This is a genomic window from Dellaglioa kimchii (genome assembly GCF_046115505.1).
Lineage (GTDB): Bacteria > Bacillota > Bacilli > Lactobacillales > Lactobacillaceae > Dellaglioa > Dellaglioa kimchii.
The window spans coordinates 721,106-733,816 of sequence record NZ_CP170736.1; the positions used below are offsets into that span (position 1 = coordinate 721,106).

At 39.9% G+C, this 12,711-nt stretch carries 8 protein-coding genes, 14 tRNA genes and 3 rRNA genes; 2 read left to right on the top strand and 23 right to left on the bottom strand.

Translation table 11 applies throughout. The features are described from left to right. Positions 1–16 precede the first annotated feature (16 nt). The 20 genes from metK to ACE83Q_RS03630 form a co-directional block, all read right to left on the bottom strand. Positions 17–1,204, bottom strand: coding sequence for a methionine adenosyltransferase (metK, locus tag ACE83Q_RS03535; protein ID WP_409022744.1), 1,188 nt, complete (start codon positions 1,202–1,204; stop codon positions 17–19). Positions 1,205–1,280: 76 nt separating this feature from the next. Continuing rightward, positions 1,281–1,353: transfer RNA gene (locus ACE83Q_RS03540), tRNA-Asp, on the bottom strand. A 2-nt stretch (positions 1,354–1,355) separates the two neighbouring features. Further along, positions 1,356–1,429, bottom strand: a tRNA-Met gene (locus tag ACE83Q_RS03545). Between the two features lie 12 nt (positions 1,430–1,441). Continuing rightward, a tRNA-Glu gene (locus tag ACE83Q_RS03550) sits at positions 1,442–1,513 on the bottom strand. A 13-nt stretch (positions 1,514–1,526) separates the two neighbouring features. Then, positions 1,527–1,614: transfer RNA gene (locus ACE83Q_RS03555), tRNA-Ser, on the bottom strand. Between the two features lie 12 nt (positions 1,615–1,626). Continuing rightward, positions 1,627–1,701, bottom strand: a tRNA-Ile gene (locus tag ACE83Q_RS03560). 11 nt (positions 1,702–1,712) lie between these two features. Beyond that, positions 1,713–1,783, bottom strand: a tRNA-Gly gene (locus tag ACE83Q_RS03565). A 17-nt stretch (positions 1,784–1,800) separates the two neighbouring features. Beyond that, positions 1,801–1,873: transfer RNA gene (locus ACE83Q_RS03570), tRNA-Phe, on the bottom strand. A gap of 6 nt (positions 1,874–1,879) precedes the next feature. Next, positions 1,880–1,952 (bottom strand) — tRNA-Asp (locus ACE83Q_RS03575). Positions 1,953–1,957: 5 nt separating this feature from the next. Beyond that, positions 1,958–2,030 (bottom strand) — tRNA-Val (locus tag ACE83Q_RS03580). A gap of 22 nt (positions 2,031–2,052) precedes the next feature. Next, positions 2,053–2,124, bottom strand: a tRNA-Glu gene (locus ACE83Q_RS03585). Positions 2,125–2,133: 9 nt separating this feature from the next. Then, positions 2,134–2,222: transfer RNA gene (locus ACE83Q_RS03590), tRNA-Ser, on the bottom strand. A gap of 17 nt (positions 2,223–2,239) precedes the next feature. Continuing rightward, positions 2,240–2,312: transfer RNA gene (locus ACE83Q_RS03595), tRNA-Asn, on the bottom strand. A 15-nt stretch (positions 2,313–2,327) separates the two neighbouring features. After that, positions 2,328–2,443 (bottom strand): 5S ribosomal RNA (rrf, locus tag ACE83Q_RS03600). 85 nt (positions 2,444–2,528) lie between these two features. Further along, positions 2,529–5,448, bottom strand: a 23S ribosomal RNA gene (locus ACE83Q_RS03605). Between the two features lie 141 nt (positions 5,449–5,589). Beyond that, positions 5,590–5,662: transfer RNA gene (locus ACE83Q_RS03610), tRNA-Ala, on the bottom strand. A 27-nt stretch (positions 5,663–5,689) separates the two neighbouring features. Beyond that, positions 5,690–5,764 (bottom strand) — tRNA-Ile (locus ACE83Q_RS03615). Positions 5,765–5,842: 78 nt separating this feature from the next. Continuing rightward, positions 5,843–7,403, bottom strand: a 16S ribosomal RNA gene (locus ACE83Q_RS03620). The 16S, 23S and 5S rRNA genes sit together here with 14 tRNA genes alongside, the layout of an rRNA operon. Before the next feature lie 321 nt (positions 7,404–7,724). Then, positions 7,725–8,132 (bottom strand): CvfD/Ygs/GSP13 family RNA-binding post-transcriptional regulator, encoded by a 408-nt coding sequence (locus ACE83Q_RS03625; protein WP_409022745.1) that lies wholly within the window; start codon positions 8,130–8,132, stop codon positions 7,725–7,727. 57 nt (positions 8,133–8,189) lie between these two features. Continuing rightward, positions 8,190–8,774, bottom strand: coding sequence for a peptidylprolyl isomerase (locus tag ACE83Q_RS03630; RefSeq protein ID WP_409022746.1), 585 nt, complete (start codon positions 8,772–8,774; stop codon positions 8,190–8,192). A gap of 129 nt (positions 8,775–8,903) precedes the next feature. Here ACE83Q_RS03630 and ACE83Q_RS03635 point away from each other — a divergent pair, with 129 nt between their 5' ends. Together ACE83Q_RS03635 and ACE83Q_RS03640 are read left to right on the top strand one after the other, a co-directional pair. Further along, positions 8,904–9,905, top strand: a complete 1,002-nt coding sequence (locus ACE83Q_RS03635) for an NAD(P)/FAD-dependent oxidoreductase (protein WP_409022747.1) — start codon at positions 8,904–8,906, stop codon at positions 9,903–9,905. Positions 9,906–9,936: 31 nt separating this feature from the next. After that, positions 9,937–10,575 (top strand): VTT domain-containing protein, encoded by a 639-nt coding sequence (locus ACE83Q_RS03640; RefSeq protein ID WP_409022806.1) that lies wholly within the window; start codon positions 9,937–9,939, stop codon positions 10,573–10,575. Between the two features lie 78 nt (positions 10,576–10,653). Here the strand turns inward: ACE83Q_RS03640 and ACE83Q_RS03645 are convergent, their stop codons facing one another. Genes ACE83Q_RS03645 through ACE83Q_RS03655 form a run of 3 tightly spaced genes read right to left on the bottom strand, consistent with a single transcriptional unit; the run spans position 10,654 to position 12,693 of the window. Beyond that, positions 10,654–11,286 (bottom strand): TIGR01906 family membrane protein, encoded by a 633-nt coding sequence (locus ACE83Q_RS03645; protein ID WP_409022748.1) that lies wholly within the window; start codon positions 11,284–11,286, stop codon positions 10,654–10,656. Beyond that, positions 11,270–12,055, bottom strand: a complete 786-nt coding sequence (locus tag ACE83Q_RS03650) for a TIGR01457 family HAD-type hydrolase (protein WP_409022749.1) — start codon at positions 12,053–12,055, stop codon at positions 11,270–11,272. Before ACE83Q_RS03650 ends, ACE83Q_RS03645 begins: the two co-directional genes overlap by 17 nt. A gap of 23 nt (positions 12,056–12,078) precedes the next feature. After that, complete coding sequence (locus tag ACE83Q_RS03655) at positions 12,079–12,693, bottom strand: YutD family protein (protein WP_409022750.1); 615 nt, start codon at positions 12,691–12,693, stop codon at positions 12,079–12,081. Positions 12,694–12,711: the final 18 nt, after the last annotated feature.

The following is a 12,711-nucleotide window of genomic DNA, read 5'->3' on the forward strand; positions in this document are numbered from 1 at the left end:
AAAGTCATTTTTTATTTTAATTTAATTCGTTAAGTAAACTTTTAATCTTATCTATTTTTTCCCAAGGCAAGTCAATATCTGTACGACCAAAATGACCATATGCTGCTGTCTGTTTATATATCGGGCGACGTAAGTTTAACATTTCAATAATTCCTGCAGGTCGTAAATCAAAAATTTTACGAACAGCCTGAACTAAATCCAATTCGTCATATTTAGATGTACCAAATGTATTAATATTAATTGATACAGGTTGAGCGACCCCAATTGCATACGCAAGTTGAACCTCAACCTGTGATGCAATTTTAGCTGCAACTATATTTTTTGCAATATAACGAGCAGCATAACTAGCTGAACGATCAACTTTTGTTGCATCTTTACCGGAAAAAGCACCTCCACCATGGTGTGCATATCCACCATATGTATCAACAATTATTTTTCTTCCAGTAAGTCCAGCATCACCCTTTGGACCACCAATAACAAATCGTCCGGTTGGATTAATATAATACTTTGTATCTGAATCTAACAAATTAGGGTCAATAATAACTTTAATTACTTTTTCAATCATATCTTCTTGAATTTGTTTCAATTCCGTTTTTTCATCATGTTGTGTAGAAATAACAACTGTGTCAATTCTAAATGGTTGACCTTTATCATTATATTCAACAGTTACCTGTGCTTTAGCATCAGGTCTCAAGTATTCTAATTCTTTATTTTTTCGCAAACTTGCAACACGTTGCATTAATTTATGACTAATTGAAATCGGCAATGGCATAAGTTCAGGTGTTTCATCTACTGCATATCCAAACATTAAACCTTGATCACCTGCACCAATCTGATCTAAAGGATCTAAATCACCATTTTTGGTTTCTAAAGATGTATCAACACCTAATGCAATATCAGGAGATTGTTCATCTATAGCAACCATAACAGCACAATTATCACCATCAAAGCCAACTTGTGAATTAATATATCCAATTTCCTTAATAGTTCGTCTTACTACCTGCTGAATATCAACATAGGCATTTGTTGATATTTCACCAACTACAAGAACCAATCCAGTTGTTACAGTTGTTTCGCAAGCAACCCTAGCATTAGGATCTTTTTCTAAAAGTGCATCTAATATTGCATCACTTATTTGATCCGCAACCTTATCTGGATGCCCCTCTGATACCGATTCTGACGTGAATAGATGTTTTTCAGTCATTTTTATCTCCTTAAAGTAAATAAAATTAAAAAAAGAACCTCAACTATAAAAGTTTAGGTTCCAATAATACCTGTGACGGTCCTAACCGGATTTGAACCGGTGATCTTCCGCGTGACAGGCGGACGTAATAACCCCTATACCATAGGACCAATTGCGGGAGCAGGATTTGAACCTACGACCTTCGGGTTATGAGCCCGACGAGCTACCAGACTGCTCCATCCCGCGATAATATTAAACTGACCCGTACGGGATTTGAACCCATGTTACCGCCGTGAAAGGGCGGTGTCTTAACCACTTGACCAACGGGTCATAACACGAAAAACGGAGAAGGAGGGATTCGAACCCTCGCGCCATTTTCACGACCTACACCCTTAGCAGGGGCGCCTCTTCAGCCACTTGAGTACTTCTCCATAAATTATTGATGGGCCTAAATGGACTCGAACCATCGACCTCACGCTTATCAGGCGTGCGCTCTAAACCAGCTGAGCTATAGGCCCAAAATCATAAAAGCGGGTGACGAGAATCGAACTCGCGACAACAGCTTGGAAGGCTGTGGTTTTACCACTAAACTACACCCGCAAAATATTATAAATAAATGGCGCAGGACAGAATCGAACTGCCGACACATGGAGCTTCAATCCATTGCTCTACCAACTGAGCTACTGAGCCATTAAACGGTCCTAACCGGATTTGAACCGGTGATCTTCCGCGTGACAGGCGGACGTAATAACCCCTATACCATAGGACCTTCGATGGAGGTTACAGGGCTTGAACCTGTGACCCTCTGCTTGTAAGGCAGACGCTCTCCCAACTGAGCTAAACCTCCAACATACACTATTTACTTTATATGACCCGTACGGGATTTGAACCCATGTTACCGCCGTGAAAGGGCGGTGTCTTAACCACTTGACCAACGGGTCAATTTGCAACGGAGAATAAGGGATTCGAACCCTTGAAACAGGAAACCCGTTTACATGATTTCCAATCATGCTCCTTAGACCAACTCAGACAATTCTCCACATTACAAAATAAAAACTCCGGCAGTAGGACTCGAACCTGCGACATCTTGATTAACAGTCAAGCGCTCTACCAACTGAGCTATGCCGGAATAAAATAATAAAAAGCATGGCAACGTCCTACCCTCGCAGGGGGCGACCCCCAACTACTCTTGGCGCTAAGAAGCTTAACTTCTGTGTTCGACATGGGAACAGGTGTATCCTTCTTGCTATCGCCACCACACTCTTTTTTTGAGAAAACTTATTCTCTCAAAACTAGCTAATATTTATCATTGATTTTTAAGCCGTACACCGTTTCACACCACTTTGTGGTTAAGTCCTCGACCGATTAGTATTGGTCCGCTCCATACATCACTGTACTTCCACTTCCAACCTATCTACCTGATAATCTTTCAGGGGTCTTACTTCCATAAAGGAATGGGAAATCTAATCTCGAGGCGAGCTTCACACTTAGATGCTTTCAGCGTTTATCTCATCCATACATAGCTACCCAGCGATGCCCTTGGCAGAACAACTGGTACACCAGAGGTATGTCCATCCCGGTCCTCTCGTACTAAGGACAGCTCCTCTCAAATTTCCTACGCCCGCGACGGATAGGGACCGAACTGTCTCACGACGTTCTGAACCCAGCTCGCGTACCGCTTTAATGGGCGAACAGCCCAACCCTTGGGACCGACTACAGCCCCAGGATGCGATGAGCCGACATCGAGGTGCCAAACCTCCCCGTCGATGTGGACTCTTGGGGGAGATAAGCCTGTTATCCCCAGGGTAGCTTTTATCCGTTGAGCGATGGCCCTTCCATACGGAACCACCGGATCACTAAGCCCGACTTTCGTCCCTGCTCGACCTGTAAGTCTCGCAGTCAAGCTCCCTTGTGCCTTTACACTCTGCGAATGATTTCCAACCATTCTGAGGGAACCTTTGGGCGCCTCCGTTACCTTTTAGGAGGCGACCGCCCCAGTCAAACTGCCCACCTGACACTGTCTCCCACCACGATTAGTGGCGAGGGTTAGAGTGTTCATACAACGAGGGTAGTATCCCACCAATGCCTCCTCCGAAACTAGCGTTCCGGTCTCTACGGCTCCTACCTATCCTGTACAAGTTATACAAACACTCAATATCAAGCTACAGTAAAGCTCCATGGGGTCTTTCCGTCCTGTCGCGGGTAACCCGCATCTTCACGGGTATTATAATTTCACCGAGTCTCTCGTTGAGACAGTGCCCAAATCGTTACGCCTTTCGTGCGGGTCGGAACTTACCCGACAAGGAATTTCGCTACCTTAGGACCGTTATAGTTACGGCCGCCGTTTACTGGGGCTTCAATTCTGGGCTTCGCCGAAGCTAACTCATCCTCTTAACCTTCCAGCACCGGGCAGGCGTCAGCCCCTATACGTCATCTTACGATTTTGCAGAAACCTGTGTTTTTGATAAACAGTCGTTTGGGCCTATTCACTGCGGCTGACCTTTCGGTCAGCACCCCTTCTCCCGAAGTTACGGGGTCATTTTGCCGAGTTCCTTAACGAGAGTTCTCTCGCACACCTTAGGATACTCTCCTCGACTACCTGTGTCGGTTTGCGGTACGGGTAGTTATATTCTAACTAGAAGCTTTTCTTGGCAGTGTGACATCAGTTACTTCGCTACTTAATTTCGCTCCCCATCACAACTTGTCCTTAAAGTTAAGCATTTAACTCAACTTCAGACTTATTGCTTGGACGCACATATCCATCAGTGCGCTTCCTTAGCCTGCTGCGTCCCTCCATCGTTCAAACAAATATAACTAGTACAGGAATCTCAACCTGTTATCCATCGTCTACGCCTCTCGGCCTCGACTTAGGTCCCGACTAACCCTGGGAGGACGAGCCTTCCCCAGGAAACCTTAGTCATTCGGTGGACAGGATTCTCACCTGTCTTTCGCTACTCATACCGGCATTCTCACTTCTAAGCGCTCCACCAGTCCTTACGGTCTAGCTTCGTTGCCCTTAGAACGCTCTCCTACCACGGAACCCTAATGGGTTCCATCCACAATTTCGGTAACATGTTTAGCCCCGGTACATTTTCGGCGCAGAATCACTCGACTAGTGAGCTATTACGCACTCTTTAAATGGTGGCTGCTTCTGAGCCAACATCCTAGTTGTCTGTGCAATTCCACATCCTTTTCCACTTAACATGTATTTTGGGACCTTAATTGGTGGTCTGGGCTGTTTCCCTTTCGACTACGGATCTTATCACTCGCAGTCTGACTCCCGGATATAAATCAATGGCATTCGGAGTTTATCTGAATTCAGTAACCCTAGATGGGCCCCTAGTCCAAACAGTGGCTCTACCTCCATGATTCTTAATTCCGAGGCTAGCCCTAAAGCTATTTCGGAGAGAACCAGCTATCTCCAAGTTCGTTTGGAATTTCTCCGCTACCCACACCTCATCTCAGCATTTTTCAACATACATGAGTTCGGTCCTCCAGTGCGTTTTACCGCACCTTCAACCTGGACATGGGTAGGTCACTTGGTTTCGGGTCTACGTCTACTTACTATGGCGCCCTATTCAGACTCGCTTTCGCTACGGCTCCGTCTTATCAACTTAACCTCGCAAGCAAACGTAACTCGCCGGTTCATTCTACAAAAGGCACGCTATCACCCATTAACGGGCTCTAACTATTTGTAGGCACATGGTTTCAGGAACTATTTCACTCCCCTTCCGGGGTGCTTTTCACCTTTCCCTCACGGTACTGGTTCACTATCGGTCACTAGGGAGTATTTAGCCTTGGGAGATGGTCCTCCCGGATTCCGACGGAATTTCTCGTGTTCCGCCGTACTCAGGATACTGCTCTGAGAGATTTTCATTTAGTATACGGGGCTATCACCCTCTACGGCGAGTCTTCCCAGACTCTTCTACTATAAAAATCTTTGGTAACTCAAATGAGCAGTCCTACAACCCCAAGAAGCAAGCTTCTTGGTTTGGGCTCTTCCCTGTTCGCTCGCCGCTACTTAGGGAATCGATTTTTCTTTCTATTCCTGCAGGTAATTAGATGTTTCAGTTCCCTGCGTTTACCTCTATATAACCTATGTATTCAGTTAATAGTAACAGTCGATTAAAACTGCTGGGTTCCCCCATTCGGAAATCTCCGGATCAAAGCTTACTTACAGCTCCCCGAAGCATATCGGTGTTAGTCCCGTCCTTCATCGGCTCCTAGTGCCAAGGCATTCACCATGCGCCCTTGATAACTTAACCTAACTTTACTTAAAGCAAAGTGGTTTTGTTAAGAACTACGTTCTTAACTAATAAAACGCGGTGTTTCTCGGCTTATTGCTTAAAAATTTAATAAATATTATCTAGTTTTCAAAGAACAAATTCGACAATTAACATTGTCAATGGAGCCTAACGGGATCGAACCGATGACCTCCTGCGTGCAAGGCAGGCGCTCTCCCAGCTGAGCTAAGGCCCCATAATGGGTATTTTATTAATTGGTAAATGGGCCTAAATGGACTCGAACCATCGACCTCACGCTTATCAGGCGTGCGCTCTAAACCAGCTGAGCTATAGGCCCGTAAACGCTTTTGAGAGTAGATCTCTCAAAACTAAACAAATTTTCGACAAGTGTGTAGGTTTCCGTAATATTCCTTAGAAAGGAGGTGATCCAGCCGCAGGTTCTCCTACGGCTACCTTGTTACGACTTCACCCTAATCATCTGTCCCACCTTAGACGGCTGGCTCCTAAAAGGTTACCTCACCGGCTTTGGGTGTTACAAACTCTCATGGTGTGACGGGCGGTGTGTACAAGGCCCGGGAACGTATTCACCGCGGCATTCTGATCCGCGATTACTAGCGATTCCAACTTCATGTAGGCGAGTTGCAGCCTACAATCCGAACTGAGAACGGCTTTAAGAGATTAGCTTAACCTCGCGGTCTCGCAACTCGTTGTACCGTCCATTGTAGCACGTGTGTAGCCCAGGTCATAAGGGGCATGATGATTTGACGTCATCCCCACCTTCCTCCGGTTTGTCACCGGCAGTCTCATTAGAGTGCCCAACTAAATGCTGGCAACTAATAATAAGGGTTGCGCTCGTTGCGGGACTTAACCCAACATCTCACGACACGAGCTGACGACAACCATGCACCACCTGTCATTCTGTCCCCGAAGGGAACGGCCTATCTCTAGGCTTGTCAGAAGATGTCAAGACCTGGTAAGGTTCTTCGCGTTGCTTCGAATTAAACCACATGCTCCACCGCTTGTGCGGGCCCCCGTCAATTCCTTTGAGTTTCAACCTTGCGGTCGTACTCCCCAGGCGGAGTGCTTAATGCGTTAGCTGCAGCACTGAAGGGCGGAAACCCTCCAACACTTAGCACTCATCGTTTACGGCATGGACTACCAGGGTATCTAATCCTGTTTGCTACCCATGCTTTCGAACCTCAGCGTCAGTTACAGACCAGAGAGCCGCTTTCGCCACTGGTGTTCTACCATATATCTACGCATTTCACCGCTACACATGGTGTTCCACTCTCCTCTTCTGCACTCAAGTTATCCAGTTTCCAATGCATTTCTTCGGTTGAGCCGAAGGCTTTCACATCAGACTTAAAAAACCGCCTGCGTTCGCTTTACGCCCAATAAATCCGGATAACGCTTGCCACCTACGTATTACCGCGGCTGCTGGCACGTAGTTAGCCGTGGCTTTCTGGTTAGATACCGTCACTAGGTAAACAGTTACTCTTACCTACATTCTTCTCTAACAACAGAGCTTTACGATCCGAAAACCTTCTTCACTCACGCGGCGTTGCTCCATCAGACTTTCGTCCATTGTGGAAGATTCCCTACTGCTGCCTCCCGTAGGAGTTTGGGCCGTGTCTCAGTCCCAATGTGGCCGATCACCCTCTCAGGTCGGCTACGTATCATTGCCTTGGTGGGCCTTTACCTCACCAACTAGCTAATACGCCGCGGGTCCATCCAAAAGTGACAGCTTACGCCGTCTTTCATTATCAAACCATGCGGTTTAACAAATTATGCGGTATTAGCACCTGTTTCCAAGTGTTATCCCCCTCTTTTGGGCAGGTTACCCACGTGTTACTCACCCGTTCGCCACTCATTATCTTCGGTGAGTGCAAGCACTCGGTGAAGATAATGCGTTCGACTTGCATGTATTAGGCACGCCGCCAGCGTTCATCCTGAGCCAGGATCAAACTCTCATATAAAAAGTTGATTGCTCTTATTGTTTTGTTACTTTTTGAAACTAGCGAATTGACTTCGCAAATGTTTGCTCTTAACTCTTAGTTAAGAGACCCTACACATTTGATTTGTCGAAAATTTGTTCAGTTTTCAAAGATCTACTTGGTTGCTTTTGACAACTTTTATATCATATCAACCACGTCATGATTTGTCAAGAATTATTTTGAATAAATATTCATTTCTTCTTGCCGTATCAATCAGCTTTATTAATATACCATCTGGTATATCTCATGTCAACACTTTATTTGCGATATTCATTATCGCCTCAATAGCACTTATTTAATATATCAGCTTTCGTTTTCTTGGTCAAGTCTATTTCTATGAATATCTCTTAATTGTTGACTTATCCAAAAATCCATTTTATCGTCTATTGCTTTAAAACCTGTATCTACAGTCCTATTTGTCCAATAATATTTATGTTTTATTTTAATGCCTGTACTTTTAGGATTACTATTTTGTTTAGTAAAATTTCTAATTGAAAAACTCATTTTACTGTTGTATTCATCAATATCAATAATCCTAACCTTAATTTTTTCATTTATTTTTAAATAATTCAATATGTTATCCACATAACCATTATGACATTCCGAAATATGGATTAAACCTTGAACCCCATCTGCAATTGTTACAAAAGCACCATATGGTTGAATGCCTGTTATAGTTCCTACAATAATTTGTCCAATTCTATATTTCATTTATACTCCCTTTACTTTCTGTAAAAACGGCCAAAATAAAAAGGACTTTCATCCTCTTTATTTTGTTACTATCATATCTTCAATTACAATTGGTTCAACTGGTTTATCTTGCATGGCTGTTTTTGCACCCGCAATTTTATCAACAATATCCATTCCACTAACAACTTGTCCAAATACTGTATGATGAAAATCTAACCAAGGTGTTCCACCTTTTTTATACTCTTCAACTACCTCTTCAGGATAATTTGCATCCTTTAATTGTCCAATCATCTGTTCAGGAACATTAGAATTTTGAACAATAAAAAATTGACTACCATTTGTTGATGGTCCAGAATTAGCCATCGATAAAGCACCTCTTAGGTTAAATAATTCTGAAGAAAATTCATCTGCAAACGATTTACCCCAAATACTTTCACCACCCATTCCAGATCCTGTTGGATCACCAGATTGAACCATGAAATCAGAAATCACTCGATGAAAAATAACATCTTTATAGTATCCTTTTCCTGAAAGTCCAATGAAATTTTCTACTGTCTTAGGTGCTTGTTCAGGAAATAATTGAATCGTTATATCACCGTAATTCGTAATCATTTTAACTTTTGGTCCAACTACATGTTCTAAGTCTAATTGTGGGTATGTCATAAATATGTTCCTCCTATTCAAACTTTAATGATTCCATTGTACCCAATTTCACTCTATTTTACTATTACTTTATATTTTTTATGCGTTATACTATTATAATGCTATTAAATGGAATACTAGGAGACTGTTATGACAACAAATGAAATATTTGATATTACTATCATTGGTGCTGGACCCATTGGACTATTTACTTCAACTTATGCGCACATGCGCCAAGCTAAAACTCAGATTATTGAAAGTCTTCCTGAAATTGGTGGACAAGTTGGTACTTTATATCCAACGAAAAAAATATACGATATAGCTGGATTCACTGGCATTTCGGGTGAACATCTAATTAAAGAACTTTCAAATCAAGCACACCAGTTCAACTTTGACGTTAAATTAAACGAAACCGTCTTACATTTCGAGAAAGAGAATGATATTTTTAAGATTCAAACTTCTAAACGGGTTACATATAGTAGAACAATTATTATTACAGCTGGAATCGGCTCTTTTCAACCACGCAAATTAAATATTGAGAATTCAGCAATATTTGAAAATGAATCATTATTTTACAATATCAGTGACCTTTCTAAATTTTCTCATAAAAAAATTGCTATTGCTGGCGGTGGTGATTCTGCTATCGATTGGGCGAATGAGCTATCAAGTATTACAAATCAAATTCATATGATCCACCGTCGAGATAACTTTAGAGCTCTAGAATATAATGTTACGAAGCTTAAAAATACTGATACTATTTTTGAAACTCCCTTTTCGATACAATCACTTTCTAAAAAGGATGGCCATCTTGAAATTTTACTGAAACATTCGAAAAATAATCTTAATAAAACGATAATTGTTGATAATTTACTTGTGAATTACGGCTACTTATCCGATAATAAAATTATTAATGCTTGGGGTATAAATATGGATAAGAAACTAATCTCGGTAAATTCTGAAATGGCAACTTCCATTCCCGGTGTTTTTGCCGCAGGAGATATTGTTTCATACCCTGGTAAAATAGCACTAATTGCTTCAGGATTTGGTGAAGCACCGACTGCCGTAACTGGTGCCTTAAACTTTATAAACCCAAAGATTAATCGAACTATTCATAGTACGCAACTTATGAATCCACATCATAAAAAAAATTAGAACTTAAGGGGTATTTAATATTATGTCTGTCATAAACTTTTTTATAGATTTTGTTTTACATATAGACACTCACTTGATTAGTATTGTAAACAACTTTGGAAATTGGACTTATCTTATCTTATTTTTTATTATCTTCATAGAAACTGGAGCGGTCATTTTACCCTTCTTACCTGGTGATTCACTTTTATTTGCGGCAAGTGCTCTGGCAGCAAAATCAATTTACCATTTAAATATTTGGATATTCGTAATCCTCTTTCTTGCTGCAGCATACATGGGGGACTCGCTAAATTTCTTTATTGGAAAAAAAGTAGGAAATTCAATTTCAGATCATTCATTATTTAATAAAATGATTAGCAAAGATAGTCTTGATAAAACAGAACAATTTTTCAATAAACATGGTGGACCTGCAATTATTTTAGCACGATTCATGCCTATTATTCGTACACTTGCTCCTTTTATCGTTGGTGGTAGCGGATTTAAATACTCTCGATTCTTACGCTTTAGTCTAATTGGTGGGTTTGCATGGGTCACTATTTGTTGTTCTGCTGGATTTTTCTTTGGAAATATTGCAATCGTCCAAGAACATTTTTCTTTAGTCGTATTAGGAATCATACTAATTTCCTTAATCCCAGCTGTATTTAGTGGTATTAAGTCAAAATTAAGTAAATAACTAGCTATTAATATTCCACCCTTTCTATCTTAATCTAATAAAAAAACGAGACGCCCTTTTAACTGGCATCTCGTTTTTTTATTTACTACGTTTAATTTCTCTCTTACCAAAGTAAATACCAACTAAAAAGAACATTTCAATCAGACAAAAGACCATTAGAAAACAAATCATAAAAAAATTTTCTGGTAATGCCAAAATAATTGGATCTAATTTAGGATTAAATATCCAATCATTATTTCTAAACACGAGCTCATGGAACAATATAAAATAATGATCAAAATTAAAGAAAAGTAAAAATACACTAAGAAAAGGAACAGTAATGGCCATCTGAAAAGGTCTTACCAATTTCCATAATTCCTTTTGTTTTGTTAATTGACAAATGAACATTATTGCAATAAATCCTAAAATTAAAAAGCAACCATAATTAAACTGCACTAATTGTTTAACATCATGATAATGTTGCATCCCATTATATGATGAAGGCAATATCATTTTTACTTTATTTATCCAAGGATAGTTAAAATAGTCTAACAAATTATTATAATCAGACATTAATTCTGATTGGTTTAACCCAACAATTTTATTCAAATGTGATTGTCTGATAAAAATTTTATAAATAAACGTACTATTAATCACCACTATAATAGAAAAAGAGACAATCGCTAGATATAAACTTAGCCACTGTCCCACTGTTTTAACGCGCTCTATCATTGTCAAAGTCCCAATCATCAAGTGAATCCAATTGAATGGTTGGTTGAACCTTTTTAGATGCTACTAATTTTTTTGTTGAAACGCCCGTATAGACTAACATTGTATCAACGCCAAAGTTAATTCCGGCTTTAATATCTGTCATGTAGTTATCTCCAACCATCACAACTTCACTTTTCTTCAAGCCAAGTCTTGATAGGGCTTTTTCCATGATGATAGTTTCAGGTTTGCCAATATAAGTAGCTTCTTGTTGTGTTGTACATTCAACCATCCTTACCAGCGACCCAGCACCAGGAAGTAGTCCACGTTCATTAGGAATATTAGTATCAGCATTTGTTCCAATAAATTTAGCACCACGTTTGATTGCTAAAGTTGCCATTTCAAATTTATGATACGTAACATCAGAATCTAACCCAACAACAACATAATCAGGCGTCGTTTCCTCAATAATAAATTTTTTATCCATAACTGCTTTCTTTAATCCGTTTTCACCAATAATATAAACACTTCTTTTATCAGGGTTTAACGCATCTAAATAATCTGCAGTTGCAAGTGCCGCCGTATAGACTTCTTTCTCAGTTACATGTATATCAAAATTATTTGCTAAATTATTGACAACATCAGCTGGTACTTTAGTCGTATTATTAGTCACAAATAAAAATGCAATATTTCTTGCTTGTAGCGACTCGATAAATCGTTTTGCTGCCGCAATCTTTTCTTTTCCTCGATAGATTGTACCATCTAAGTCAATCATATAACCTTTATATGCCATTTGTTATCACCTTACCTATTTAATTATGCTTTATCTTTTTGCCTAATTACAAATTCGTGTTTCTTTGTTCGTTTTGTTGTCGTTTTTAAATTATTTTTTTGTGGTTTTACTGGTTTAGACTTATTTAACGGTACTTTAGTTTTTTTATTTTTTATTTGATATTTTTTTTCAGTTGTGTGCGCCCTTACTACAGGTTTTCTTTTCTTACCAACTGGTTTAACTGTTTTTTTACGTTCTTTAGGATTAGAAATTGGTTCAGGTTTTTGAATTTCCAAATTGTGCAACACAAAATAAGAACATCCAAAATTACAATATTCATATAAATAATCTTCAAGTGTATCGATGCATTGTGATCGATATGCTTTTTTATTCTCAGTTTTATAAAAACCTCTTAATCGAAGTTGATCATATCCCCAGTCTCCAACAATATAATCATATTTCGTTAAAATTTGGCTAAATCGTTCCGTTAATTTTTCAATTTCAAAACCATCTCTATAATTGGAAACAAGATCATATGGACGGTTATCGATTAGTACTCGGGTTTCACTCTGTCGAACAACATCACTAGCATAAGCTTTAATTTTTTCTGCTTTTATTGCAAGTTGCTGTTCTCTCTTTTCTTTCTGTGCTTGATTCAAATCTCAACCTCCTTTTAC

Bases quoted from the DNA above. Each gene is read 5' to 3' on its own strand.
- metK (WP_409022744.1), bottom strand. From the start codon at position 1,204: ATGACTGAAAAACATCTATTCACGTCAGAATCGGTATCAGAGGGGCAT.
- ACE83Q_RS03625 (WP_409022745.1), bottom strand. From the start codon at position 8,132: ATGAAATATAGAATTGGACAAATTATTGTAGGAACTATAACAGGCATT.
- ACE83Q_RS03630 (WP_409022746.1), bottom strand. From the start codon at position 8,774: ATGACATACCCACAATTAGACTTAGAACATGTAGTTGGACCAAAAGTT.
- ACE83Q_RS03635 (WP_409022747.1), top strand. From the start codon at position 8,904: ATGACAACAAATGAAATATTTGATATTACTATCATTGGTGCTGGACCC.
- ACE83Q_RS03645 (WP_409022748.1), bottom strand. From the start codon at position 11,286: ATGATAGAGCGCGTTAAAACAGTGGGACAGTGGCTAAGTTTATATCTA.
- ACE83Q_RS03650 (WP_409022749.1), bottom strand. From the start codon at position 12,055: ATGGCATATAAAGGTTATATGATTGACTTAGATGGTACAATCTATCGA.